Origin of the sequence: Roseomonas sp. CCTCC AB2023176 (genome assembly GCF_042259275.1) — a bacterium.
Classification (GTDB): domain Bacteria; phylum Pseudomonadota; class Alphaproteobacteria; order Acetobacterales; family Acetobacteraceae; genus Roseomonas.
On sequence record NZ_CP170086.1, the window covers coordinates 3,754,287 to 3,780,345 of the forward strand.

The 26,059-nt window shown below is 72.9% G+C and carries 17 protein-coding genes and 1 pseudogene; 6 read left to right on the forward strand and 12 right to left on the reverse strand.

The genetic code is table 11. The features are described from left to right. The first annotated feature begins 42 nt into the window (after positions 1–42). Positions 43–903, forward strand: coding sequence for a hypothetical protein (locus tag ACE7GA_RS18820; protein ID WP_376089912.1), 861 nt, complete (start codon positions 43–45; stop codon positions 901–903). Positions 904–946: 43 nt separating this feature from the next. On the opposite strand, the gene ACE7GA_RS18825 is transcribed toward ACE7GA_RS18820, so the two are convergent. After that, entirely contained in the window at positions 947–4,591 is a 3,645-nt protein-coding gene (locus ACE7GA_RS18825) for a helicase-related protein (protein WP_376089915.1), read from the reverse strand. A 473-nt stretch (positions 4,592–5,064) separates the two neighbouring features. Here ACE7GA_RS18825 and ACE7GA_RS18830 point away from each other — a divergent pair, with 473 nt between their 5' ends. The 4 genes and pseudogenes from ACE7GA_RS18830 to ACE7GA_RS18845 all read left to right on the forward strand — a co-directional run bounded on the left by ACE7GA_RS18830 (position 5,065) and on the right by ACE7GA_RS18845 (position 9,646). Beyond that, entirely contained in the window at positions 5,065–7,296 is a 2,232-nt protein-coding gene (locus ACE7GA_RS18830; protein WP_376089918.1) for a family 1 glycosylhydrolase, read from the forward strand. Positions 7,297–7,807: 511 nt separating this feature from the next. Further along, positions 7,808–8,494 carry an MBL fold metallo-hydrolase gene (locus tag ACE7GA_RS18835; RefSeq protein ID WP_376089921.1) on the forward strand — a complete coding sequence of 229 codons (687 nt, stop codon included), beginning with the start codon at positions 7,808–7,810 and terminating at the stop codon, positions 8,492–8,494. 337 nt (positions 8,495–8,831) lie between these two features. Next, a pseudogene (locus tag ACE7GA_RS18840) lies at positions 8,832–8,906 on the forward strand (hypothetical protein); the annotation flags it as partial. 122 nt (positions 8,907–9,028) lie between these two features. Then, positions 9,029–9,646 (forward strand): HpcH/HpaI aldolase/citrate lyase family protein, encoded by a 618-nt coding sequence (locus tag ACE7GA_RS18845; protein ID WP_376089924.1) that lies wholly within the window; start codon positions 9,029–9,031, stop codon positions 9,644–9,646. A 19-nt stretch (positions 9,647–9,665) separates the two neighbouring features. On the opposite strand, the gene ACE7GA_RS18850 is transcribed toward ACE7GA_RS18845, so the two are convergent. The 8 genes from ACE7GA_RS18850 to ACE7GA_RS18885 form a co-directional block, all read right to left on the reverse strand. After that, the gene (locus tag ACE7GA_RS18850; RefSeq protein WP_376089927.1) at positions 9,666–10,646 is read right to left on the reverse strand and encodes a tripartite tricarboxylate transporter substrate binding protein; all 981 of its coding nucleotides are present in this window, start codon (positions 10,644–10,646) and stop codon (positions 9,666–9,668) included. A gap of 71 nt (positions 10,647–10,717) precedes the next feature. After that, on the reverse strand, positions 10,718–11,860 hold the full coding sequence (locus ACE7GA_RS18855) for an acyl-CoA dehydrogenase family protein (protein ID WP_376089930.1): 1,143 nt from the start codon (positions 11,858–11,860) through the stop codon (positions 10,718–10,720). A 4-nt stretch (positions 11,861–11,864) separates the two neighbouring features. Then, the gene (locus tag ACE7GA_RS18860; RefSeq protein WP_376089933.1) at positions 11,865–13,061 is read right to left on the reverse strand and encodes an acyl-CoA dehydrogenase family protein; all 1,197 of its coding nucleotides are present in this window, start codon (positions 13,059–13,061) and stop codon (positions 11,865–11,867) included. Between the two features lies 1 nt (position 13,062). After that, a complete protein-coding gene (locus ACE7GA_RS18865) occupies positions 13,063–14,265 on the reverse strand; it encodes an acetyl-CoA C-acyltransferase (protein ID WP_376089936.1) in 1,203 nt (400 codons plus the stop codon). Further along, complete coding sequence (locus tag ACE7GA_RS18870; protein ID WP_376089939.1) at positions 14,262–14,690, reverse strand: PaaI family thioesterase; 429 nt, start codon at positions 14,688–14,690, stop codon at positions 14,262–14,264. The genes ACE7GA_RS18865 and ACE7GA_RS18870 overlap by 4 nt, the downstream gene beginning before the upstream one ends. Positions 14,691–14,694: 4 nt before the next feature. Beyond that, positions 14,695–16,347: an AMP-binding protein gene (locus ACE7GA_RS18875; protein WP_376089942.1), complete on the reverse strand. Its 1,653-nt coding sequence runs from the start codon at positions 16,345–16,347 to the stop codon at positions 14,695–14,697. Then, positions 16,344–18,407 carry a 3-hydroxyacyl-CoA dehydrogenase NAD-binding domain-containing protein gene (locus ACE7GA_RS18880; protein WP_376089945.1) on the reverse strand — a complete coding sequence of 688 codons (2,064 nt, stop codon included), beginning with the start codon at positions 18,405–18,407 and terminating at the stop codon, positions 16,344–16,346. The genes ACE7GA_RS18875 and ACE7GA_RS18880 overlap by 4 nt, the downstream gene beginning before the upstream one ends. A gap of 143 nt (positions 18,408–18,550) precedes the next feature. After that, entirely contained in the window at positions 18,551–20,578 is a 2,028-nt protein-coding gene (locus ACE7GA_RS18885; protein ID WP_376089948.1) for a M3 family metallopeptidase, read from the reverse strand. A gap of 212 nt (positions 20,579–20,790) precedes the next feature. Between ACE7GA_RS18885 and ACE7GA_RS18890 the strand changes: the two genes are divergently transcribed. Further along, entirely contained in the window at positions 20,791–21,210 is a 420-nt protein-coding gene (locus ACE7GA_RS18890; protein ID WP_376089951.1) for a helix-turn-helix transcriptional regulator, read from the forward strand. A gap of 879 nt (positions 21,211–22,089) precedes the next feature. Here the strand turns inward: ACE7GA_RS18890 and ACE7GA_RS18895 are convergent. From ACE7GA_RS18895 to ACE7GA_RS18905, 3 genes are read right to left on the reverse strand one after another with little or no spacing between them, the layout of a single operon-like run. Continuing rightward, entirely contained in the window at positions 22,090–23,772 is a 1,683-nt protein-coding gene (locus ACE7GA_RS18895; protein ID WP_376089954.1) for an ABC transporter permease, read from the reverse strand. Between the two features lie 10 nt (positions 23,773–23,782). Beyond that, positions 23,783–24,817 carry a PotD/PotF family extracellular solute-binding protein gene (locus tag ACE7GA_RS18900; RefSeq protein WP_376089957.1) on the reverse strand — a complete coding sequence of 345 codons (1,035 nt, stop codon included), beginning with the start codon at positions 24,815–24,817 and terminating at the stop codon, positions 23,783–23,785. After that, positions 24,814–25,911 (reverse strand): ABC transporter ATP-binding protein, encoded by a 1,098-nt coding sequence (locus tag ACE7GA_RS18905; RefSeq protein WP_376089960.1) that lies wholly within the window; start codon positions 25,909–25,911, stop codon positions 24,814–24,816. The genes ACE7GA_RS18900 and ACE7GA_RS18905 overlap by 4 nt, the downstream gene beginning before the upstream one ends. Positions 25,912–26,059: the final 148 nt, after the last annotated feature.

Consider the following 26,059-nt stretch of genomic DNA (forward strand, 5'->3'; position numbering starts at 1 on the left):
GATCATTCCGACGCCTTCAGAAGCACAGTTTGGGAGATACGCATGCGCACGAAGGCTGTTGCCGTGGCCCTGGCCGCGGCGCTCGCGGCGCCCGGAGCCGTCCTGGCCCAGCAGGGCGCGACCGGCAATACGAGCGGCGGCGGGAGCATGGGGTCCTCCACCCAGCCCATGACCATGGCGCCGCCGACCCAGTCCAGCACCGGCGCGGCCCCGGGGACCACGACCGGTCCCGCGGCCTCGCCGACCGTTGCCGGCGGGACCGTCGGCTCGACGGTGAACTCGACCGTTTCCGGCGCGACGAACGCCGCGGGCGGCCGGCCGAATGATCCGGCGGCGGGCAACGCGGAGTCGCAGGCCTCGTCCTCCGGCATGACGAACCGCAACCCGGGCGACGCGCCGAACACGACGACCACCCCGGCCGAGGGCGCGAATTCCTTCACCGAGGGCCAGGCGCGCTCGCGCATCGAGGCCGCCGGCTATTCCGGCGTCGGCGAACTTCGGCGCGACGAGCAGGGCGTGTGGCGGGGCCAGGGCACCCGGAACGGCCAGCAGCAGGAGGTCGGCCTCGACTTCCGCGGCAACGTCGTGACGGGCGGCGGTGCGGCCGCGACGAGCGGCACGGCCGACAATAACCGGGCGACGCCGCTCGGCGCCTCCTCGGGCGGCGCGACGGCGGGCGCGGCGAACTCGGCCGGCTCCAACTCGGCGGCCAATACGGGCTCCGGCGCCCCGGGCTCCATGATGCAGGGTGGCCCGGTGGGCGGCCAGCAGGGTGGCGCGCGGAACAACGCGCTCGGCAACAACGCGGCCGACAGCTCCCGCACGAGCGGGACGAATGCCACGGGCTCGGGTGCGGCGGGCGCGGCCCCGCAGGCGCCGGCGCGCGAGCAGACCAATCGCTGACATCGGACGGAAAAGGAACGACGACATGGCCATCAGGACCATCTCACGGCTGTTCGACAGCCACGCCGATGCCCGCGCCGCGGTCACGGCGCTCGAGGCCGCGGGCTTCGGGCATGACAACGTCTCGCTGCTCGCGAACGACAGCACGACGCGGCCGGAGGACGACAACGCCGCCCATGGCCGGGAGACCGGCGACGAGACCGCTACGGGCGTCGGCACCGGGGCAACGATCGGGACCGTGCTCGGCGGCGGCGCCGGGCTGCTCGCGGGCATCGGCGCGCTGGCGATCCCGGGCATCGGGCCGATCGTGGCGGCTGGCTGGCTCGTCGCGGCGCTGACGGGCGCGGGCGTCGGCGCTGCCGCCGGCAGCCTGGTCGGGTCGCTGACCGGTGCCGGCGTCGAGGAGTCCGAGGCGAACGTCTATGCCGAGGGCGTGAGCCGCGGCGGCACGCTCGTCACGATCCGCGCGGACGAGGCGCGGGCGGCGGAGGCCGAGGCGATCCTCGACCGCCACAACGGCGTGCATGCCTCCACGCGTGAGGCCGACTACCGCGCGGGCGGCTGGACGGGCTACACCGGCTCTTCCACCGGCGCCTCGACGGACGGCACGGCCGGCAACCCGCCGGGCACGATGCTGTCGCGCGGCGCGGACGAGGTTGCGGGGACCAACATCTCCGGCGCGCATCCGGAGCATGAGCGGTCCCGCGTGCGCGTCAGCGGGGCGACGACTACGGAAGACACCGTGATCCCGCGCTCGCCGGACGGGACCCCGGGTAATCCGCCGGGCACGGCGGCGAGCCGCGCCTTCGACAAGGCGGCGGGCACGAACGTCTCCGGTGCGCACCCGTCCCAGTCGGACGGCACGGCGGCGGAGCGGGCGGTTGACCGGACCTTCGGGACCGACACGACGCGTCGCTGATCCGGCGATCGACGTGGCGAATGGGGCGGGGCGGGGCGGTCCGGAAGGGCCGCCCCGCCTTTTTCGCGTGCCCTGGATCGCAGCCCGCGGTGCCGGTTCCGACCCGCGGTCGATCAGGGTGCCGCCAGGGCCGGGCGCGAAGCGACGCCACCGGGAGAGCGCACTGGACCCACGCGGCCGCTGGACAGCGCCGCCATCGCGCACGCTCAGCCAGGCAGGAGCGGCGTGCCGCGCTGACCGGCGATCAGCCCGCGACGACCGGCGGGCGCCCCCGGCGCGCCATGCCGCGACGCGGGGGCCGCCCGACGGCTTCCCGCCCGTCTGTTTCCCGCCCGCCTGGTTCCCGCCCGCCTGTTTCCCGCCCGCCTGTTTCCCGTCCGGCCGGGGCCTGCCCTGGCCCTGCGCGGGATCCATCGCGACGCCCGCCACCGCGCGCCGGCGGTCGGATGGCTGCGCCGACAGCACGGCCTCGATCCAGTCGTTCAGGCGACGGCTCTCTGTCATCGCCCCTTCCAGGTCCCGATACGCGTCGGGGAAGCGCTGCGCCATCCAGCGCCAGGCGACGAGGCGGCGGTGCACGCGCTCGGCCAGCTGCAACGCCTGCTGGTCCGCTCGGTCCGGCGGCGGTAGCCGGCCCGCGCGCGGGGGCGCGACCGCGTGGCCCAGCGCGTGCTCGACCGCCCAGTTCGACAGGCGCGCGATCCCCTCATCCCGCTCGTCCACGGGGCAGAGCGCATAGGTCCAGCGGTCCATCAGCGACAGTTCCCGCACCCCGTCCACCACGCCCGCGATCGCCATCTGTGTCGAGAGATCGCCGAGCCTGTAGTTCGGGTCGTCGCGCCGCAGCACCGCGCGCTCGATCCGCCGCAGGGTGCCGAAGAGGCTTGTGGTGCCGATCTCCGCCGCCACGGCCGCCACGATCTCAGCGTCCGGCGCGACGGGCGGCCGCGGGTCTTGCGGCGGAACCGGCCCGGCCACGAGGGCGCGCGCGATCTCGGCCGGGTTCCCGCCGCCCGCGAGCACGGCGACGATCCCCTCGGCGTGCGTTCCGCCGAACCGCCCGGCGCGGCCGCCGATCTGCTTGATCTCCTGCACGAAAAGCGGCCGTTCCTGCTGTCCGTCATACTTCGCGAGGGAGGAGAAGACGACGCGTCGCAGCGGGCCGATGTTCAGCCCCATGCCGATGGCGTCGGTGGCAACGAGAACCTCTGCCTCACCCTCGCGGAAGCGCCGTGCCTCGGCGCGTCGCACGGTGGGGCCGAGCGCGCCGTAGACCACGGCGACGCTGCGCCCGCGGCGCAGCAGTTCGGCGCGGAGCGCGAAGACCTCCCGGCGCGAGAAGGCGATCACCGCGTCGCCGCGCCCGATCTCCCCCATCGTCACGGGATGCGGGGCGGCGACGAGCGGCCCCATGCGTTCCAGCCGCATCTCCTCCAGCGGATCGCCGCAGAGCCTGGCGATCCGTCGGATCATCGGCAGCGCGTCGGGCGCGCCGAGGACGATGACCTGCCGGGCCGGAACCCCCATCATCGCCGCCGTCCAGGCCGGGCCGCGGTCGGGATCGGCGACCATCTGCGCCTCGTCGATGACCGCGACGTCCACCGGCGTCTGGAAGGGGCACATCTCCACCGTCGCCGCGACGTGGCGGCTACCGGGGATGGGGACGCGCTCCTCCCCCGTCAGGAGGGAGGTCGGGACGCCGCGGGCCTCCAGCCCCTCCCGGTACTCGTGGGCGAGCAATCGCAAGGGGCCGAGCGCCACGCCGCTCTCGGCCTCCGCGAGGCGCGACAGGCCGAAATAGGTCTTTCCCGAATTGGTCGGGCCGAGGCAGGCGATGATCCGCCGATCCAGCGCCCGCGCCGTCGCGAAATGCGCGGCGTAGCGGTCCAGCCCGGCGACGCGCGCAACCGCGGCGTTCGACGTACGGCGCGTACCGGCCGGGGACTCCCCGGCGTCGGGGCCGCGTCGGCCTGCATCGGCGTCGCGCCAGGCGGGGACCTCGGGCCGCAGCGCCTCCAGCGCCGCGGGGTCGAACTCCGATTCCTGCACCGTCCGTCCGCCCCGATGGAGCGCGACACGGCGGGCGACCGGGATGACGCCCGCGCGGATCCAGCGCGCCGCCTCGTCCCGCGTGCAGCCGAGCAGCAGGGGCACCGCCTCGGCGCCGACGAGCGTGCCTTCCCAAGCCTTGAGGCGCCGGTCCTCCTCGGCCCGCGTCTCGCGCGCGGCCTTCGCAGCGGCGCGGCGTTCCTCCCGCCGGCGCCGCTCGGCCTCCCGCGCGCGCTGGGCGAAGGAGTCGGCCTCGCGGGCAGGCAGGGCGAAGGCCTCCGCCGCCAGGCGCGCGGCATGCTCGGCCGCATCGAGCGACGATTCGCCCGAGGGCCGCTTCGGCAGGTCGTCGAGGGCCGCGGCGAGCGCGGCGTCGGGCGTGCCGTACCCCGCCAGTCGCGCGAGCACCGCCGCACGCAGCGCCCTCAGCAGTTCGGCGTCGCCCGCGCCCGGGTCGGCGATGCCGGCGACGGCCACTTCGACGTCGTCCCGCCGCGCCGGCAGCGCTTCCACCCCCGCGGCGAGCGTCGCCAAGCGGCGGCGCCACCCGGGCCGCCTCGTTTCCGAGAGAGCGCGACGCAGCGATCCGGCGGTCACGGGAGCGCCGTCCTCGAGCTGCGTCCGGACGCCGCGGAGTTCGGCGGGGGTGAGGGTCAGGTTCTCCGCATCGGCGACCGACCGGATCGCACCCTCGAGGCCGGCTGGTCCTTCCTCCTCCATCGCTCGTCGCTCTCCGGTTCCGGTCGTGATGGTCGGGATCGGACCGGGCGGTGAACGCACGGTTCGCATCGGGGGTTCGCGGCAGGGTGGGCCTACCCCGCCCCGGCGGAAAGCGCCCACGCACGAAGGGATTCCGATCTGCGGCCAGCCTCCACCTCCGCAGGGCCTTGTCCAGGCGCCGGACGCAGCTCCGATCCGGTTGCCCGTGGGCGGATCGCGGTTGCTCCGCGTGGGCGGGCCATCCCGCCGCGGCGGGACATCGTCCGTGGCCGATCAAGCAAGCATCGCCATCATCGCCGCCGGGCCGCCTGCCGCACCCGCGGCAACGACCGATGACGAACGCGGCAACGACCGGAACCCGCCCGGCGCGCACGGGTTACCGATCGCAATCTCCCGCCCCCGCCCGGGACGGGCCCGCGTCCGCAATCCCGACCGCTCCGCGGCACGCCATCCCCGTGACGGAGGTCCCCCGCTTGCCCCCAGCCTCCGCCCTGCCAGGCCCGCCCGAGATGTGGGGCGGCGTCGAATGCACCGTCGTCCGCGTCCGCGACGCCTATCGCGACCAGACCATCCTGAACGGCCATCAGGATCGGCCCTCCGACCTCCACCGCTTCGCCGAACTCGGCCTTCGCGCCATCCGCTACCCCGTGCTGTGGGAGCGCGTGGCGCCGGACGGGCTGGACCGCGCGGACTGGCGCTGGACCGACGAACGGCTGGCAATGCTGCGTGACCTCGGCCTGCGTCCGATCGCCGGCCTCGTCCACCACGGCAGCGGACCGCGGGAGACGAACCTCGCCGACCCGACCTTCCCGGAACGCCTGGCGGCCTATGCCCGCGCCGTGGCGGAACGCTATCCCTGGGTCGAGGACTGGACGCCGGTGAACGAGCCGCTGACCACAGCGCGCTTCTCCGGCCTCTACGGCTTCTGGTACCCGCACGCGACGGATGAGCGGTCCTGCCTCCGCATGCTCGTGAACCAGGTGCGCGGCGTACGGCTGGCGATGCGGGCGATCCGCGCGATTAACCCGCGGGCACGGTTGATCCAGACGGAAGACCTGGGGCGTTTCCTCTCGACCCGGACGCTCGCCTACCAGGCGGCCTACGAGAACGAGCGGCGTTGGGCCGGCTTCGATCTCCTCACGGGCCGCGTCACACGGGAACACCCGCTGCGGGCCGCGCTGGTGGACGCGACGTCGGAGGCGGTGATCGAGGAATTCGCCGAGGCGCCGTACCCACCGGACATCGTCGGGTTGAACCACTACCTGTCCGGCGAGCGCTTCATCGACGAGCGGCTGGAGCGCTACCCCGGCCATCCCGTCGGCGGCAACGGGCGGCACCGCTACATCGACTGCCCCGCGCTGCGCGCCGTGACGCGCGGCCTGGCCGGGCCGGAGACACTGCTCGAAGAGGCCTGGGACCGCTACCGCATCCCGATCGCGGTGACGGAAGTCCATTCCGACTCCAGCCGCGAACAGCAGATCCGCTGGCTCATGGAGATCTGGGGCGCAGCCTGCCGGCTCCGGAAGCGCGGCGTGGACGTGCGCGCCATCACGGCCTGGTCTCTCCTCGGCGCCTTCGACTGGAACAGCCTGCTGCAGGAGAGCAACGGCTTCTACGAGGCCGGCGTCTTCGACATCCGCGGGCCGGAGCCGCGCCCGACCGCCGTCGCACACGCCGTCCGCAGCCTGGCGCGGACCGGTACCTACGATCACCCGATGCTCGACGGTCCGGGCTGGTGGCAGCGGGGGGACCGCTTCCACTGGCCCCGCGCCACGCCCTGGCCGACGACGATGCCGGCGGGACGGATGCGCCGACACCGCCCGCCGCGCCAGCGCCGGCCGCTGCTGATCACCGGCGCCGGTGGCGCGCTCGCGACGGCCTTCGCGAACCTCTGCGGCTTTCGGGACCTCGGCTTCGTTGCCCTTGGGCGCGATGCCCTCGACGTCGCCGATCCGGCGTCCGTCGCCGCCGCGCTCGCCGAGGTCCGGCCCTGGGCGGTGGTCAACGCCGCCGGCTTCGCCCGCGTCGCCGCGGCCGTTCGGGACCCGGCCCGGGCGACGCGCGACAACCTCCGGGCGGCCGAGGTCCTCGGCGGTGCCTGCGCCGATGCCGGGCTGCCCCTCCTCGCCTTCTCCAGCCACCTCATCTTCGACGGGGCGAAGGCCGAGCCCTACCTCGAGCGCGACGCCGTTGGCCCCCTCAATACCTACGCGGCGACGAAGGCGGCGAGCGACGAGGCGTTGCTCGCACGCCATCCCGGTGCGCTCCTGCTTCGTCCCGGCCCCTTCTTCGGGCCTTGGGACGGGCGGAACCCACTCGCCCGCGCCATCCGCGCCGCCAGCAACGGCCTGCCGGCCGAGGCGCCGCCGGGCGGCCTCGTCTCCCCGACCTACCTCCCGGACCTCGCGGATTTCGCGTTGAACCTGCTGATGGACCGCGAGACCGGCCTCCGCCACCTCGCGGGCGACGGGTCCGCAACCTGGGAGGATCTGATCCGCGAGGCCCTGCGTGCCCTCGGCCTCGCTGCCCCCCGCGTCCGGCGCGCAACCGGCCCCCAGCCGGCGCGGCCCGCCAGAAGCGCCCTGCGATCCGGCTACGGCCTGCGGCTCCGCACGATCGACGGCGCCCTGGGATCCTTCCTGGCGGAGGCGAGGCGCGCGAACCCCGATCCCGCCCCGCTCGCCCGCGAACGCGACGCCGCATGACGTCGGTCCGGCGGGCCGCGCCCCCGGCCCGCAACGCCACGACGCTCCCCGAATGATCGCCGCGCGAGGGGCCTGACGTGCCGGAAGCGGGCACGGGGTGGCGCTCTTCGTCCGGGGGAGCCCCGGGACGGGCGCCTGACGGCCCGGCGCGATCGAGGTGCCGGGCGAGGCTGCGCTACGCCCCGGCCGGATCGCCGGCGTGCCCCTCGGCGCCCTGGGAAACGTATCCGGAGGTACGCGGGGCCGTGATGGCGCGAGTTCCGACGTTTGGGGCCCAGGGCAAGGCCGCACGCGACGCTGCGGATGCGTCGTCAGCCGCGGACCGCTCGCGCAGGGGGGCCACGAACGAGCCCGGCGCCCGTTACGGCCGATGCGGCCCGCCGCGGCCGAACCGGCCGGGAGCTACGGGGTTCCGCGGCCCGCGTCCCTCTCGAAGCGTCCGCGCGGTTCCGGGTGTATGCGGAAGCCGGCCGCGGTTGACCCGTTCCGGACCGCCATGGCACGCGGCGCCATGTCCCGCCTTCAGGCCGCCCAGGTGCCAGTCACGCCCTTCCAGCAGAACTGCGCCCTCATCTGGGATGCCGAGGCTGGCCGCGGCACGGTGATCGACCCTGGCGGCGACGTGCCGCGGCTTCTCGCCGCGCTCGACCGGGCGGGGTTCACGGTGGACGGGATCCTCCTCACCCACGGCCATCTCGACCACGCGGGCGGGGCCGCGGAACTCCGGCGGGAGCTCGAGGCACGGCAGGGCGCGACTGTCCCGATCATCGGCCCGGACCGGCGCGACGCCTTCCTGCTGTCCGGCCTTGCCGAGCAGGGCGCCCGCTTCGGCATCGAGGGGCTGGAGGACGTTGCCCCGGACCGCTGGCTGACGGAGGGCGAGACCGTATCGGTGGCGGGGCAGGACTTCGCGGTGCTGCACTGCCCCGGCCACACGCCGGGGCACGTGGTCTTCGCCGCGCCGCAGCTCGGCCTTGCGATCGTCGGCGACGTGCTCTTCCGCGGCGCCGTCGGACGCACCGACTTCCCATACGGTGACGAGGCGGCGCTGCTGGAATCCATCCGCGACAAGCTCCTCCCGCTCGGCGACGACATGCGCTTCCTTTGCGGGCACGGCCCCGGGTCCAGCTTCGGAGAGGAACGGCGGTCCAACCCCTTCCTGCGGGGGCCTCGGCTAGACGCATTCCCGGCCGGCTGACGCAGGCATCAAGGGGGCCTGGGCTGCCGTCGGAGAAGCAGATGTGCGGCTCTGGGCGGAACCGGCCCGCGCGGATGTCCTTTCGGGCGAGCGCCGTTCCGACCTGGCCCGTGGCTGCGCTTGCCCTTGGGTGGCTCGCAAGCGGACGACAGCCGGATCGAAGAGCCCGCGCCGGGCTCGCCGCCGGCCTGGGCGGGTTGACGGGGCGGGCCTGCATCCGGCACCGCAGCGGGGCCCCGGCCCGGTGCCGGCTTCCCCGTCCGGCAAGGCCGGGCGGGCCCAGCCATTGCGCCGGCGCCAGCGCGCGGAGAACGACGTGTTTCGATCCCTCCTATTCGTGCCGGGCAGCCGGCCCGACCGCTTCGGCAAGGCGCTGGCGGCCGGTGCCGATATCGTCTGCGTGGACCTGGAGGACGCTGTGGCGCCCGAGGCCAAGGCGGCCGCACGGTCCGCGGCCCTGGACTTCCTGCGCGACGACGAGGGGGACCGGCCCTCCGCGCCGTCAGGATCAACACGCTCCGCTCGCGCGACGGCTTGCGCGACCTCGCGGCGGTCGCGGACCTCGCCCCGGGACGGGGCATCCTCGTCATGCCGAAGGTGGACGACGCGGAGGAGATCCGGATCGCGGAAGCCGTGCTGGCCGAGGGAGGCGCCGTCCCACGCATCGTCGCCCTGATCGAGACCCTTCGCGGCGTCCAGGCGGCGCCCGCCATCGCCGCGGCCTCCCCGCTCGTCGCCGGGCTGCTCTTCGGCGGCGTGGACCTGGCGGCGGAACTCGGCGTCGAGGTGGCGGAGGAGCCGCTGCGGCATGCCCGCGCGCGAGTCGTCCACGCCGCGCACGCCGCGGGGGTGGAGGCGATGGACGTCCCCTGCCTCGATGTCCGCGCTCCCGCGGTGACGGAGGACGAGGCCCGCGCCGCCCGGCGTATCGGCTTCACCGGCAAGGCGGCGATCCATCCCGTCCAGGTCGGGCCGATCCACGCCGCCTTCACGCCGACGCCGGAGGAGGCGGCCGGGGCCGCGCGGGTCGTCGCGGCCTACCGGGACAGCGACGGCGGCCTCGCGGTCCTCGACGGGCGGCTGGTGGAGCGGCCGGTGGCGCGGCGTGCGGAGCGCGTCCTGGCCCGGGCCCGCGCCGCCGGCGTGGCGTGAGCGGCGGGGCCGCCGCCCGTCATTCCAGCCGGAGGTTCAGCCGCTGGACCATCGCCCGCTCATACTCAGCGCGGCGCGCGATGAAGGCGCGGTAATCCTCGGTCGGGAGGTATTCCAGCGGCATGTCGAACTGCGACCGCACCCGCTGGTTCGCCGGATCGAAGAGCGCGTCCTTGAACGCGTCGTGCAGGACGCGGACCACGCCGGCATCCATCCCCTTCGGCCCCATCAGCCCGTAGGGCGAGGTGACGACGAGGTCGTGGCCGAGCTCGCGCAGCGACGGCACATCGGGGAAGCGTGGCGTCCGCTCCGCGGTCCAGACGCAGATGAGGCGCATCTGTCCCGCCTCTACGTTGGGCGCCCAGGCCGAGGAATCGGCGACGGACATGACCTGTCCCGACAGAACCGCCGTCACGCCCTCGTTCGTGCCGCGGAAGGGCACGTGGAGCAGTTCGATGCCCTCCCGCGCCGCGATATCCTCCATCGCGATGTGGTTGGACGTGCCGATGCCCGAGCTCGAGTAGCTCAGCCGGCCCGGATTGGCCTTCGCGTAGGCGATGTAGCCCGCCCAATCGCGGATCGGGCTGTCGGCCCGCACCGCGATGCCGAAGAGCCAGCCGGTGAGGCCGATGATCGGCGTGAAGTCGGCCACCGGGTCCCAGCCGGCGTTGCGCATCATGAAGGCGCGCCGGATGACCGAGAGGTGCATCTGGCCGATGCTGTACCCGTCCGGCCGCGCCTCTCGCGCGAGGTAGGGTGCGTGGAGCGTTCCGCCGGCGCCCGGGCGGTTTTCCAGCACCACGGGCTGGCCGAGGGCCCGCGCCCCGATCTCGCCGAGGGATCGGAGCTGGGCGTCGGCGGACCCGCCGGGCGGCCAGGGAATGATCAGGCGGATCGGCCGGTCGGGGAAACGCCCCTGAGCCGCCGCGAGGCGCGGGGCAGCCAGCGCCGCCCCGGCTGCGAGCAGCCCGCGCCGGCGGAACGTCGTCTCATGTCGCATGCTCTCCTCCCTCGGTCGGCCGTCTTCGCGGCCGTCTCGCCAGGATACTGCCCCGGGCGTGGGGTGGGGCGCTACGCAGCGATCAGGCCGCCCGCATCCGAGAGAAGCCGCAGGTGCCGGTCAGCGTCGCCGAACATCGTGTCGATCGCGGTGAGCCGGGCGAAATAGTGTCCGACGGCGTATTCCATCGTTACGCCGATCCCGCCGTGGAGCTGCACGGCCTCCTGCCCCAGGCGCCGCGCGGCGCGGCCGACCTGGACCTTCACGGCGTGCATGGCCCGGCGGCGTTCGCCCGGGTCCTCCTCGTCTGCCATCATGGCGGCGTACATCGCCATGGAGCGCGTCTGCTCCAGGTGGACCATCATGTCGGCGGCGCGGTGCTGGATGACCTGGAAGGAGCCGATCGGCACGCCGAACTGCTTGCGGGTGCGGAGGTAGTCGATGGTCAGGCGCTGCGCCGCGTCCATGGCCCCGACCGCCTCCGCGGCGAGGGCCGCGACCGCCTCGTCCACCACGCGTTCGGCGAGCGGCAGCCCGTCCTCCGGGTCGCCCAGCACGGCGTGGGCGCGCGCGCCGGCGAAGGTCACATCGGCCGCGCGTCCGCCGTCGAAGGTGGCACAGCCGTGGCGCGTCACGCCCGGTGCGCCGGCGGCCACGAGGAAGACGCCGACGCCGCGCCGTTCCCGCGACGCCCCGGCGGTGCGCGCCGTCACGATCAGCATGTCCGCGGTGTCGCCGTGCAGGACGACGCCCTTGCGGCCTTCCAGCACCCATCCGTCACCGTCGCGCCGGGCGCGTGTCTCCACGTCGGCCAGGTCATAGCGTGATTGCGGTTCCACCTGCGCGAAGGCCAGCAGCAGCGCGCCTTCCGTGATGCGCGGCGCGAGTTCGGCGCGCTGCGCCGCATCGGCCCCGTGCCGCAGGAAGCCGCCCCCCACGACGACCGTCGAGAGGTAGGGCTCCAGCGCCAGCGCGCCGCCGAGCGCTTCCATGACGATCAGCGTCTCGACCGGCCCACCGCCGAAGCCGCCCTCCTCCTCCGCGAAAGGCAGGCCGAGGAGGCCCAGTTCGGCATAGGCGGCCCAGACCTCCCGGCTCCATCCCGGGGCGGTGCCGGCCAGCGCGCGCCGCTGCTCGAAGCCGTAGCGGTCGGCCAGCAGCCGCCTCAGGCTGTCCTGGATCATCCGCTGTTCGTCGGAGAGCTCGAAATCCATCGCGTCAGAGACCCAGGAAGGCTTTGGCCATGATGCTCCGCTGGACTTCGTTGGAGCCGCCGTAGATCGAGAGCTTGCGCCAGTTGAGATAGGTCGGTGCCACCGTCGTCGCCCAGTCCGGCGCGACTTCCGGCTCATTGGCGCCCTCGCGCGGCTCCGGGACGGCGGGCAATGCGTAGGGGCCTGCTGCTTCGAGGTACAGCTCCGTGATGGATTGCAGGATCTCCGACCCCCGCACCTTCAGGATGGAGGAGGCGGGGTCGGGCTTCCGGTCCCCGCCAGCGGCCTTCGCGACGACGCGCATCGTCGTCATCTCCAGCGCCTTCAACTGCACCTCGACCTCCGCGACGCGGTCGCGGAAGCGGCTGTCCTCGATCAGCGGCCGTCCGTCCTGCATCGTCCGTGCCGCGAGACCCTTCAGCCGCCGCAGCCGTTCCTGGCTGGTTCCGACGCGCGCCTGGCCCGCGCGCTCATTGCCGAGGAGGAACTTGGCGCAGTCCCAGCCGCGGTTCTCCTCGCCGATGAGGCAGTCCGCGGGAACCTGCACGTCATCGAAGAAGACCTCGTTCACCTCGTGCGCGCCGTCGATGGTGATGATCGGGCGCACGGTGACGCCGGGCAGGCGCATGTCCACCAGCAGGAAGGAGATGCCTTCCTGCTTCTTCGCCGCCTTGTCCGTCCGCACCAGCAGGAAGATCCAGTCCGCGTGCTGCGCGAGCGTCGTCCAGGTCTTCTGTCCATTGACGACGTAGGTGTCGCCGCGCCGCTCGGCCGAGCACTTGAGCGAGGCGAGGTCCGACCCCGCCCCCGGCTCCGAGAAGCCCTGGCACCACCAGATGTCGAGGCTGGCGGTGGGAGGCAGGAAGCGCCGCTTCTGTTCCTCTGTCCCGAAGGCGGCGATGACCGGGCCGACCATCAGCGCGTTGAAGGCAAGCGGCAGCGGGGCAGGGGCCTTCTGCAGTTCTTCCGTCAGCAGGAAGCGCTGCGTCGCCGTCAGGTCCGAACCGCCCCATTCGCGCGGCCAATGCGGCACGGCCCAGCCGCGCGCGTGCAGTTTCTTGTGCCAGTCCACCATGTCCCGTCTCGACAGGTGCCGCCCGGCGACGAGCTTGTCCTGCGTCTCGCGCGGCAGTTCGGCGGCGATGAAGTCGCGGACTTCCTGGCGGAAGGCGCGCTCCTCCGGGGTGAAGCGAAGGTCCATCTCAAGCCACCTCGAACAGGCCGGCGGCGCCCATGCCGCCGCCGACGCACATCGTCACCACGACGAAGCGCGCGCCCCGCCGCTTGCCCTCGATCAGGGCGTGTCCCGTCATCCGCGCGCCGGACATGCCATAGGGATGCCCAATGCTGATGGCGCCGCCGTTGACGTTGAGCAGCCCGTCCGGGATGCCGAGGCGGTCTCGGCAGTAGAGGACCTGGCAGGCGAAGGCCTCGTTCAGCTCCCACAACCCGACATCGTCCACCGTCAGCCCGTGCTGGCGCAGCAGCTTCGGCACCGCGAAGACCGGCCCGATGCCCATCTCCGCGGGATCGCAGCCCGCGACCGCCATACCGCGGTAGATGCCCAGCGGATGCAGGCCGCGACGCGACGCCTCGCCCTCCCCCATCACGACGCAGGCCGAAGCACCATCCGACAGTTGCGACGCGTTGCCGGCCGTGACGAACCGGCCCTCCTTCACCACCTGCCCGTCCTTGAAGACCGGCTTGAGGGAGGTCAGCCCCTCCAGCGTCGTGTCGGGCCGGTTGCCCTCGTCCCGCTCCAGCGTCACGGGGCGGCGCGAGACCTCGCCGTTCGTCTTGTCGGTCACAGACATGACGGTCGGCAGCGGCACGATCTCGGCATCGAAGTGGCCGGCCTTCTGCGCCATCGCGACTTTCTGCTGCGACCGGAAGGCGTATTCGTCCTGCGCGTCCCGCGGCACGCCGTAGCGGTCGGACACGATCTCCGCCGTCTCCAGCATCGTCATGTACATGTGCGGCACGCGCGCGACGAGGTCGGGGTCCTCCCGCCGCCAGCGATTTGTCCTCTCGTTCTGGCAAAGCGAGACGCTCTCCAAGCCCCCGCCGACCACGACCTGCATGCCGTCATGGATGACCTGCTTCGCCGCCGTCGCGATCGCCATCAGCCCCGACGCGCATTGCCGGTCCACCGTCATCCCCGGCACCGTCTCCGGCAGCCCCGCGCGCAGCGCGACCTGGCGCCCGAGGTCGTAGCCCTGCGCACCCTGCTGCACGGCTGCGCCGATCACCACGTCCTCGATCTCGCCCGGCTCCACGCCGGCGCGCCGCACGGCCTCGGCCACGACGTGGCCGCCGAGCGTCTGCGCCTGCGTGTCGTTGAACGCACCCCTGTGGGCGCGCCCGATCGGCGTCCGCGCCGTCGAGACAATGACCGCGCTTCTCATGCGCCCCCCTTCCTCGCGAGCGGCGCGGCCAGGATCTTCCAAACCCCGTCCGCTGCCGCGACGATCCGGTCACCCACCGTCAATACGCCGCGGACGAAGACCGTGGACCGCGCCTGGCGCAGGATTTCCGCCCGCGCCTGGATGAACTCGCCGGGGTGCACGGCCGAGATGAACTGCGTGTTCAGCGTCACCGTCACGCAGGGCACGCGCCCCGCCGCCTCCCAAACCGTCAGGCCCAGCGCGTTGTCGGCCATGGTGACCAGCAGCCCGCCATGGACGATGCCCGCGCCGTTCAGGTGCCGGTCCTCCGCAAGCAGGCCATAGACCCAGCCGCGATCGTCTCGCCGTGCCCAGAAGGGGCCGGTGAGGAGTGAAAAGGCGCCGGTCCCGCGCCGTTCCCATCCCGCCGTCGCCGGATCGAACATCCCGTCAGCCAATGGCGCCCCCCCGAACCTCGTCCCGCAGCGCGCTGGCCAGCAGCTTGCCCGTCGCACTCCGGGGCAGGTGGTCACGGACCTCCAGCGCCGCGGGCACTTCGTGCCGGCCGAGACGGTCGCGCAGGAACTCCCGCAACGCCTCGAGCGTCAGCGGCGCCGCGCCGGCCCGCAGCGTGACGTAGGCCTTCGCCGCCTCGCCCCTGTAGGGATCGGGAACGCCGATCACGATGCACTCCGCGACGTCCGGATGCTCGTAGATGGCCCCTTCCACCGCGTTCGGATAGACGTTGAACCCGCCGGAGATGATCATGTTCTTTCGCCGGTCCACGAGGGTGAAGTAACCCCCCTCATCCATCCATCCCACGTCGCCCGTCAGGAATAACCCGTCGCGGAAAGCCGCCGCGTTCGCCTCCGGCGCGTTCCAGTAGCCGCCGAAGACGTTGGGTCCGCGGACCGCGATCTCCCCCGTCTCGCCGGGCGGCAGGACGCGCGAGGGATCCTCGGCCGACACGATCCGCAATTCCACCCCAGGCAGGGGCAGGCCGATCATCCCCGCGCGCCGCGGCGCATCCGGCGTCACGCGCGTCCCGGCTGGCGAGGTTTCCGTCATCCCCCACCCGCCACCGAGGAAGCACCCCAGCAATCGCTCGACTTTTGCCCTGACTTCGAAGGGAAGGGGTGCCCCGCCCGAGGACACCATGCGGAGCGAGGAAAAGTCGCGCCCTTCGGCCCCCGGCGCGTTCAGCAGGCCGATGAACATGGTGGGCACGCCTGGGAAGACGCTGACCCGATGCCCTTCGATATCGTCCAGCACCGACGCGGCATCGAAGCGCGGCCGCACGAGCAGCATGTTGCCCTCAGACAGGTGCCGCAGCAGCACGGCGGTCAGCGCGTAGATGTGGAACAGCGGAAGCACCAGCAGCACGCGCTGCTCGCCCGGCTCCAGCCGCGTCCGTTCGTCCACCCAGGCCGTGTAGATGGACACGGCCGCCGTCAGGTTCGCATGCGTCAGCATCGCACCCTTCGGCCGCCCCGTCGTGCCGCCGGTGTACTGCAGCAGCGCCACGTCCCCCGCGCGGATCTCGGGCCATGATGCTGGGGCCGGTGCGTCCAGCAGCGGAACGAGTGACAGGAAGCCATCCGGACGCGCGGCATCTTCCCCGCCCGTCCAATACGCGTCCGGCGCGATGAATACCATTGTTGCCGGACCGTCCTGCCGCAGCCAGGCTGCGTTCTCCAGCAGGGACGGCAGGTCGGCCGTCACGACCACCCGCGCCCCGCTGTCGCGCAGCTTGTGCGCGACCTCCCGCCGCGCATCGAGCGCGGACAGGTGCACCACCCGCGCCCCGGCCCGCAGCAGCGCGAAGAAGGCGACGGGATGCCACGGCGAGTTCGGCAGGTAGAGGCCCACCGTCTCGCCCGGACCAATCCCCGCCGCCAGGAACCCCGCCGCCAGCCGGTCGGCGAGGGACCGGAGTTCCCGGTACGACACGACCCGTCCGCGATATTCCAGCGCCGGCTTGCCGTCCCACCGGACCGCCACACGGTCCAGGAACTCGGGCAGCGTGCCCGTCTCGATCGGCGTATCCCAGCGGCATCCCGGCGGGTAGGATGCCTCCCAAGGATGCGCCGGCGGCTCGGTCACGCCGCCTTGGCTTCCAGCGATGCGAAGCCGCGGCGCTCATCCGCCAACCGCCGCAGCAGCGCCGCCGGCCGCAGCGTTTCGTCGCCCGAATCCGCCGCGAAGCCTTCAAGCCGCTCCGCGATACGCGCAAGCCCAACCGTATCGGCGTGGAACATCGGCCCGCCCGTCGCCGCTGGCCAGTTGTAGCCATGCAGCCAGACCACATCGACGTCCCCGGGACGCGCGGCGATCCCTTCCTCCAGGATGCGCGCCCCTTCGTTGATCATCGGGTAGAGCAGGCGTTCCGTGATCTCCTCACGCCCGATGCTCCGGCGTGTGACGCCCTGGTCGGACGACACCCGCTCGATCAGCGCCGGCACCTCCGGATCCGGCGCGCCGGTCCGCGCGCCGCCGGAGTAGTCGTAGTACCCCTTGCCCGTCTTCTGCCCGAGCCGCCCCGCCTCGCAGAGCGCATCGGCGATCGGCGCCGTCTTCCCAGTCGCCTTCCGGATGCGCCAGCCAATGTCGAGCCCCGCCAGGTCCGCCATCGCGAAGGGCCCCATGCGGAAGCCGAAGGCGGTCAGCGCCGCATCGACCTCCTCGGGCAGCGCGCCCTCGATCAGCAGCCGCTCCGCCGCCGCCGTCCGCCGCGCGAGCATCCGGTTGCCGATGAAGCCGTGGCAGACGCCGGAGACGACCGGCACCTTGCCGAGCGTCCGGCCCAGTTCCATCGCCGTCACCAGTGCATCGGGCGCGGTCGCCTTGCCACGCACCACCTCCAGCAGCCGCATGACGTTCGCCGGCGAGAAGAAGTGCATCCCCACCACGTCGGCCGGCCGAGAGGTCGCCGCGGCGATCTCGTTCACGTCGAGGTAGGAGGTATTCGTCGCCAGCACCGCCCCAGGCTTCGCGAGCCGATCGAGCGTGCCGAAGATGTCCTTCTTCAGCCCCATTTCCTCGAAGACCGCCTCGACCACGACGTCGGCATCCGTGACCGCGTCCAGCCCGATCTTTCCCTCGATCAGCCCGAACCGCCTGTCGCGGGCGTCCTGCGTCAGGCTGCCGCGCTTGACCGAGGTGTCGTAATTCGACGCCACGCGCCCAAGGCCGCGTTCCAGGTTCTCCGCGCTCGTCTCGATGAGCGTCACGGGGATGCCCGCATTGGCGAAGCACATGGCGATGCCGCCGCCCATCGTACCGCCGCCGATCACGGCCGCACGCTTCACGGCGCGCGGCCGAACGTCCTTGCCCACGCCGGGCACCCGCGCCGCCGTGCGTTCCGCGAAGAAGGCGTGGCGCAGGGCCTTGCTCCGCGGGTCTTCCCGCAGCCGGACGAAATGCGCGCGCTCCCGCGCCATCCCCTCCTCGAAGGTTGCTTCGAAGCATGCGCGCACCGCGTCCACGCAGGCGGCTGCCGAAGGGTTGTCGCCCGCCTTCTTCTGGCTCGCGGCGGCGGCCTCCTCGAAGGCGTCGCGGGCGCCCAGCGCGTCACGCGCCTTCGTCGGCCGCGGCGCACCGGCCCCCGCCAGCGACGCCGCGCGGCGCTTCGCCGCCGCGACCAGGTCGCCCTCCGCGACCTCGTCCACGATGCCCAGGCGCAGCGCGTCCGACGCCTTGACCGGATCGCCGGCGACCATGATCCGCAGTGCCTCGGCCGCCCCGATCAGCCGCGGCAGGCGCTGCGTCCCGCCCGCGCCGGGCAGCAGGCCCAACTTGACTTCCGGCAGCCCGAAGGCTGCGGCCGGCGCCGCGACGCGTGCGTGGCAGCCCAGGATCACCTCCAACCCGCCGCCAAGCGCCGCCGCATGCACTGCGGCGACGATGGGCTTCGCCGAGTCCTCGAACGCCGCCACGACGTCCGGCAGGGAAGGCGGCACCGGCGGCTTGCCGAACTCCGAGATGTCGGCCCCCGCGATGAAGGCGCGTCCTTCTGCCCGCAGCACGATCGCGCGGACGGCCCCGTCCGTGACGGCTGCCTGAAGCGCTTCGACCAGGGCCGCACGCACGGCCGCGCCGAGGGCGTTGACCGGCGGATTGCTGACGGTAAGGACGGCGATACCGTCCTCGACGCGCGTGGTCACGACCTGTCGCGATACCGTTTCCGACACGTTTCCCCCGATCCTTGCCGGAGGCTGCCCGCCCCTCGGCCCGACGACGTCCCGATGCCCGCCACGCTGCGAAGCCCCTCCCGCCGCGTCAAGTCGCAGGGGCGGGAGGCCTTCCGTCAGGCCGCGGCCAGCCCACGATCCCGCAGGAGCGGCCCGACCGAAGGCGGTCGCCCACGGAAGGCGACGTAGAGCGCCATCGGGTCCCGCGAATCCCCGGCCGAAAGCAGCGTCCGCAGCCGGCCCGCGATCGCGGCGTCGTAAGGATCGCCGGCCTTCCGGAAGGCGTCGAAGCCGTCGGCGTCCAGCACCTCCGCCCAGAGGTAGGAGTAGTAGCCCGCCGCGTAGCCGCCGCCCGCAAAGAGGTGCTGGAAATGCGCGGGCCGGTGGCGCGGCCCGATCTCCGCGGGCATGCCAATCTCCGCCAGGACCTCCGCCTCGAAGGCCTCGATGTCCAGCGTCTCCGGCGACGGATGCTCGTGCAGCGCGAGGTCAAGGAGCGCCGAGGCCACGTATTCCACCGTCGCGAAGCCCTGGTTGAAGGTCTGCGCCGACAGCAACCGTTCGATCGTCGCTTCCGGCAGCGCCTCGCCCGTCGCGTGGTGCCGGGCGTAGCGGCGCAGCGTGTCCGGCAGCGCCAGCCAGTGCTCGTAGATCTGGGATGGCAGCTCCACGAAGTCCCGCCGGACGCTCGTGCCGGACTGCGCGGGGTAGCGCACGCGGGACAGCAGACCGTGCAGCGCGTGGCCGAACTCGTGGAACAGCGTCTCCGCGTCGTCGAAGCTCAGCAGGGTCGGCTCGGACCGTGCGAAGTTGTTGTTGTTGACGATGACAGGCGAGACCGGGCCGTCCAGGTTCTCCTGGTCGCGGTAGCTGCTCATCCAGGCGCCGGATCGCTTGTCCGGCCGCGCAAAGGGATCGGCGAGGAAGACGCCGACATGCCCCGCGGCGTCCCGAACCTCGTAGGTCCGGACATCCGGGTGATAGGACGCAAGCCCATCCTGCGCCGCGAAGGACAGGCCGAAGAGTCGCCCCGCCGTGTCGAAGGCGGCCTGCTGCATCGCCCCGAACTCGAAGAAGGGCTTCAGCGCCGCCTCGTCCAGCGCGTAGTCGCGCCGGCGCACCTTCTCGGCGTAGTGGCGCCAGTCCCAGGGTCGGATCGCGTCGTTGAAGCCTTCCTCCCGCGCGGCGGCGAGCAGCCGGTCCCGTTCCTCCGCTGCCCAGCGCTTGGCCGGATCCCAGGCTGCCAGAAGCAGGTCACGGACGGCTCCGACCGACCCGGCCATGGAATCCGCGAGGCGGAAGGCGACGAAGTCGGGGTAGCCGAGCAGACGCGCTCGCTCCCGCCGCAGTGCCAGGATCTCCGGGATCAGCGGGCGGTTGTCGTGCTCCCCTGGATGCAGGCCTCGGGCGACCCAGGCCGCGTAGGCCACGTGCCGCAGGTCGCGGCGCGCGGAGAAGGTCAGGAACGGCTCGATCAGCGACCGCGACAGCGTGACGAGATAGCCGTCCAGCCCCCGCCCCGCCGCGGCCGCCGCCAGGCCGTCGCGCAGGAAGTCCGGCAGACCGTCCAAGTCGTCTTCAAGCAGCCGCAACTGCCAGGTCTTCTCGTCGTGCAGCACGTTCTGCCCGAAGCGCGTGTGCAGCACTGCCAGCCGCTCCGTGATCGCCGTCAGCCGCTCCCGCTCCACGGGACCGAGGGCGGCGCCGCTGCGGATGAAGCCGAGATGCGTTCGCTCCAGCAGCCGCCGCGCATCCTCCGGCATGTCCAGCGAGTCCTGGCGCGCATGCAGCGCCGCGACGCGCGCAAACACCGCCGGGTCCATCGCGATCCGCACGTGATGCGCCGCCAGCCGCGGCGACCATTCCCGGTCCAACTCCTCCAGTGCCGCGCCACCGAGGCTGACGACGAGGTTGGAAAAGACCGCCCCGACACGCGCCAGGTCCCGCCCGCTCCGCTCCAGCGCCTCGATCGTGTTCGCGAAGTCGGGCGGCGCGGGGTCGGACCCGATCGCTTCGATCTCCGCGCGGTGCGTCGCCATCGCGGCCTCGAAGGCCGGGCCGACATGCTCGGGCCGGATCCGGTCGAAAGCCGGCAGACCGAAGGGGGTGGGGGGCGGCGCCAGGAGGGGATTGTCGGGCGACATAGCGGCATACGGGGCCCGGGCGGGGTCCCGGTCAACCCGGCGCGGCCCGATCGGTCCGGCCCCCCCGCGACCGTTCCTTCCCGCCTCCCATCCTCCGGGGCTCCCTCGGCAAGGCGGGCTTGCGCCTATCGCAGCGATCGTACCAACGAGACTGCGCGGGACCGCGCTCCACGGCAGCTTCCGGAACGAACCGCGACGGAGCACCACGGATCATGCGCGACGACACGAAGCCGCCACCGGCGCATCCTGCCGGACAAGGCGCACCGGAGACAGCGCTGCCCCTGACCGCCAGCACCTGCGAGCGCCTCAGGCGCGCGCTGGGTTGGACCGAGCAGGACCTCGCCATCCGCGCGGGCGTGAGCGAGCGCACCGTCCGGAACTTCGAGGCGCGGCAGGGCGTGCCCCATCGCGCCACGCTTCTCGCGCTTCGCCGGGCCTTCGCCGCGGAGGGGGTGGAACTCCGCCTGGGACGTCCCGGGGCCTACGCCACCGCGACTCCGGTCGCGGACCGCTACGGGCAGTCCCTCGGCGGGGCGCGCCCGGGGCCGCGCGGGGGTGCTGCGCCCGGTGGTGCCCCCGTGCCCACCGGGTGGGGCCCGGCCGGACGGGCCAGGGCCGCCGCCGGCGGCTGATGCCCGCGTTCAGGCCGCGAGCGGGAGCGCGTTGACCCCGAAGGCCAGGATCTCCGGCACCGCGCCGATCTTGGCGCGGAGAGCCGAGCCGGGCGGGACCCCGTGCAAGCCGTGATCGCGGGAGTCGAAGGGCTCCGACGCCACGACCAGCCCCGCTTCCGTCCGGCGCCAGGACAGGCTCCGCGGCCGCCCGTCGCTCGCCCAGCGGAAGCCTGCAGCGCCACCCCGTCCGAGTGGACGGCCGTGAAGCGCAGCGCTTCCCGCACCCCAGCCGCGCACATGATCGCGACCACGCAGGCAAGGGTGCGGGACATGGCTCCGAGCGCGTCGTCCTCGACGCCATCCGCCAGGGCGGCGAGGAACAGCGCCTCGGTATCCGCCGTGCCGAGTCGGTGGGCATAGAGTTCGTCGGGGATCAGCGCCTAGACCTTGCGGCGGACCGACGCATAGCCGCCGATCTGGCCGTTGTGCATGGACAAGTGCCGTCCCACCGCGAAAGGGTGGCAGTTGGCCCGCGTCGTCGCGGTGCCGGTCGCGCCCGGACATGCGCAAGGAACAGCCGCGACCGCACCTGTTCGCAGAGGGAGCGCAGGTTCTCGTCGGACCAGGCCGGGCGGAGTTCGCGGTAGAGCCCCAACTCCTCCCGCTGCCCGTACCAGCCCAGGCCGAAGCCGTCCCCGTTGGTCCGGGTCTTCCCCTCGTCGGCGTGGAGCGATTGGGCGACGAGGGAGTGGGAGGGCGCGCAGACCAGGTCGCCCGGGAAGATGGGCTCGACCTGGTAGGCGAGGAAACGGCACACGGCGGCGGGCCCCTTGGCTGCCGGCCCCGCGCACCGGCCGGGGAGTCATCACACCGTCATGCTGGCAGGGGCAAGGCGAATCACCGCTTCCAGACACGATCGAGCCGAACGAACCGGTTCACCACGAGCAGCAACCCGACCGTCATGAGGATCGTGAGCGTGGCCAGGGCGTTGACCGTGTTCTCGAGGGAGAAGGTCGCCTCCGCGTAGATCCGCACTGGTAAGGTCTGGAGCCGCGCGTTGACGAGGAAGGCCGTCACCGTGACCTCCCCGAAGGAGATGAGGAAGCCGAGCAGCCCGGCCACGACCAGACCGGGCGCCAGTTGCGGCAGGATCACCCGCCACAGGACCCGGCGCGGCGGCGCGCCCAGCCCGCCTGCCGCTTCCTCCAGCGACCGGTCGAGGGTCGCCACGGAGGCGCGCAGCATGGCCAGCACGAAGGGCGCGACGAGCACGACGTGGACGGCGAGCATTCCGAGGAAGGGCGGGACCTCCACGAACCATTGCAGCAGCCGCAGCATTCCCAGCCCGATCGCGATGCCCGGCAGGGCGAGGGGCAGCATGAGGGCGGCGCCCAGCGCTTCCCGCCCCCGGAAGGCGCCGCGGACCAGGGCGAAGGACGCGGGCAGCGCGAGGAGGAGGGAGATCGCCGTCGTCGCTGCCGCCAGTTCCAGCGAGGTCCGGAAATCGCCGAGGTAGCGCCGGTTGTCCCAGATCGCCGCGTACCAGCGCCAAGTGAAGCCGTGGAAGGAGGCGACCGTCGCCTGCCGCACGTCATTCACCGAGGCCACGGCCACGAGCAGCAGCGGGAAGACCAGCAGCGCCACGCCGATCGCCAGGAGCAGCCGCCCGACCCACGGCCCGACCGCCTCGACCGCCCGGACCAGCGCGCGGCGCAGCATCGGCGGCAGGCCCCGCGCCGGCCGCCGCGGCCGCCCCCGCGCCCAGGGCATCAACCCGCCGATGACGGCCGCGATGAGCAGCGTCGAGACGACGGAGATCGCGAGCATCGTCATGGACAGCGCCGACGCCAGGGGAACGTTCAGGTTCTCCAGCGCCTCCCTGTAGATGATCATCCCGGTGACCGTGACCTTCCGCCCCCCGACGAGCGTCGCCGAGACGTAGGCCGTTGAGGCCAGCAGGAACACGACCGTCAGCCCGGCCCGCAGCCCGCCCAGCGACAGCGGCAGGGTCACCCGCAGGAACCGCATCGCCGGTCCCGCGCCGAGGCCGGAGGCCGCTTCCGGAAGGCGCCGGTCCGCCCCCTCGAGCACGTCGTAGAGCGACAGGACGAGGTAGGGCATGAAGACCTGCGTCAGCGACAGCCCCACGGCGAACCACCCGAACAGTAGGTTAGGCCGCGGCAGCCCGACGCTCTCCGCCACCCACCCGACCGGCCCACCCGGCGCCAGCAGCAGGATGATGCCGAGCGAGCGCACCACGACGTTCGTCAGCAGCGGCACGAGCACCAGTGCGAAGCCCCAGGGCCGCCAGCGCGGCGCCAGCCGGGTCAGCCAGAGCGCCACGGGATAGGCGAGGCAGGCCGAGGCCAGCGTGACCCCCGCCCCGAGCGCCACGGTCTGCCCGAGCGTCCGGAGCAGGAACGGGTCGGTCGCGATCTCCGCATACTGCGCCGTGTCGGGGAGGAGGGAGAGCGGGGTGAAGGGCTCCTGGCTCTCCTGCACGCTCATCAGGGCCACCGCGGCCAGCGGCGCCGCGAAGGCCGCCAGCAGCCACAGCGCGTAGGGAAGGGCGAGGATCAAGGAACGGCGGCTATCCCGCGATTTCCCGCTGGAACCGCGAGGACCAGCGGGGCTGGTTGCGGATCACCACGTCCCAGTCGAAGTCCACGAGGCGCCGGACCTGTTCTCCCAACAGCAATTTCGGAGCGAGGTCCGCCGGCACATCCACGTTCGTCACGGTCGGCGAGTAGTAGATTGCCTTGGCATACTCCAGCTGGCACTCCGGCGAGAGGTGCAGGTTGATCCACTCCTCCGCCAACCGCTGGTTCCGCGTGCCGACGGTGATGCAGGCGTAGTTGGCGGAGATCGCCTGCCCCTCCACGGGGTCCGCGATCTCGATGTTCGGGTTCCGGGTTTCCGCATAGGAGCGCGTGAACGAGCCGAACTCGACGGACGCCGCGCCGACGCCCTGGTCGAACATCGTGTAGAGCTGGTCCTGGCTCCCCTGGATCGCCGCGAAGGGCTTGAGGCGGGCGATCTCCCGGAAGGCCGGCTCGATGTCGTTCTCCGACCCGCCATGGATCTTCGCGGCCATCAGCAGCGCCGCCGTGCCTTGCGCGCCGGGGTAGGACGGCCAGATCACCTGCCCCCGCAGGTCCTCGCGCCACAGGTCCTTCCAGGACGTCATGGGCGCGCGGACCTTGCGCCTGTCGTAGACGATCGTGACGGGATTGAAGGCCACGCCGTAGCCGCCGACCTTCGCCGCGGGAAACAGATGCGCCGCGTTCGGTACCGCATCCGTCGCGGCCTGGGTCACGCCGTCCTTCACGGCCTGCCGGCTCTCGAAGATGTTGAGGTAGACGATGTCGAAGGACGGCCGCCCGCGCTCCGCATAGGCCCTGGCCCGCCGCTCCGGCGTGCCGCCGAGGACGAAGTTGACCTTCACGCCGTAGCGCTCCTCCAGCGGCCGCGCGCAGAACTGGCGGGTGATCCGCTCCTGCGCGCCGCCCCAGATGCCGACGGTCAACTCATCGCCCCGGTTGATCTGCGCGACGGCCGCGCGGCTGAAGGCATAGGGGGCAGCCAGTCCGGCCCCCAGGATGAGGCGGCGGGGGAGGGCGGTCATGCGGCAAGGTCCTGTTCGGTTTGGGGTTCGGCAATCCAGGCCATGGCGTCGGGCCCGGCGATGACGGTGACCTCGGCGCCGGGCGGCAACGGCGCCTCGGTGGTCGGGCGGATGACGGCGAGGCGCGGCCCCGCGGTCTGCACCTGGTAGGAGACGGTGTCGCCAAGCCACGCGGCCTCCGCGACCCGGCCGGGGAGGCGCAGGGGCGCGTCCTCCCCCTCCGTTCCGAAGCGCAGCCGCGCGGCGCGCAGCGCGAGGTGCGTCGGCCGCGCCGGCGCGCCCGACGTGATCCGGGCCGACAGCCCGGTCCCGAGGTCGAAGGTGCCGTCCCGCACTGCGCCGGGCAGCACCGTCCGTTCGCCGAGGAAGCGCGCCGTGAAGAGCCGGGTCGGCGCCTCCGACAGGGTCCGGGGATCGGAAACCTCGACCAGCTGCCCCTTGTCCAGCACCGCGATCCGGTCGGCGAGCGCCATCGCCTCGGACTGGTCGTGCGTGACGAACAGCGTCGTCACCGGCAGCCGCGCCCGAAGGCGGGAGATCTCCGCCCGCATCTCCCCCCGCAGCGTCGCGTCGAGGTTCGACAGCGGCTCGTCCAGCAGAAGCAATTCGGGTTCGATCACCAGCGCCCGGGCCAGGGCCACCCGCTGCTGCTGCCCCCCGGACATCTGGGAGGGGTAACGATCCGCCATCCCCGATAGCCCCACCAGGGCCAGCGCCTCCGCGGTCCGCCGCCCGCGCTCGGCCCTCGGCAGGTTCCGCATCTCCAGTCCGAAGGCAACGTTCCCCGCCGCGCTCATGTGCGGAAAGAGGGCATAGGCCTGGAACACCATCCCGATCGGGCGCCGGTGCGGCGGGTCCCGCGCGATGCTGCGCCCGTCCAGGCGGATGTCGCCCCCGTCGGGCGCTACGAAGCCCGCGGCCATGCGCAGCGTCGTCGTCTTGCCACAGCCTGAAGGCCCGAGGAGGGCGATGCACTCCCCCGGCGCGGCCGAGAGCGTCAGGCCATCCACGGCGGCCTGCGCCCCGTAACGCTTCGTCAGTCCATCGAGGTCGAGGCGCGCCACGTCGGTTCCGATGCGGGGGATCGATGTCACCGATCCCGTTCGATCAGGACACTGCGATATTCGTGCCGCCGGGCACAACACGCCACCGGAACTCGGGACTTCCGCGCCCGCCCGCCCCGCGATAGGTGTCCCGCCCATCCCCGACGAGCCCCGAATGACCCCGCGCCCGAGCCATCCC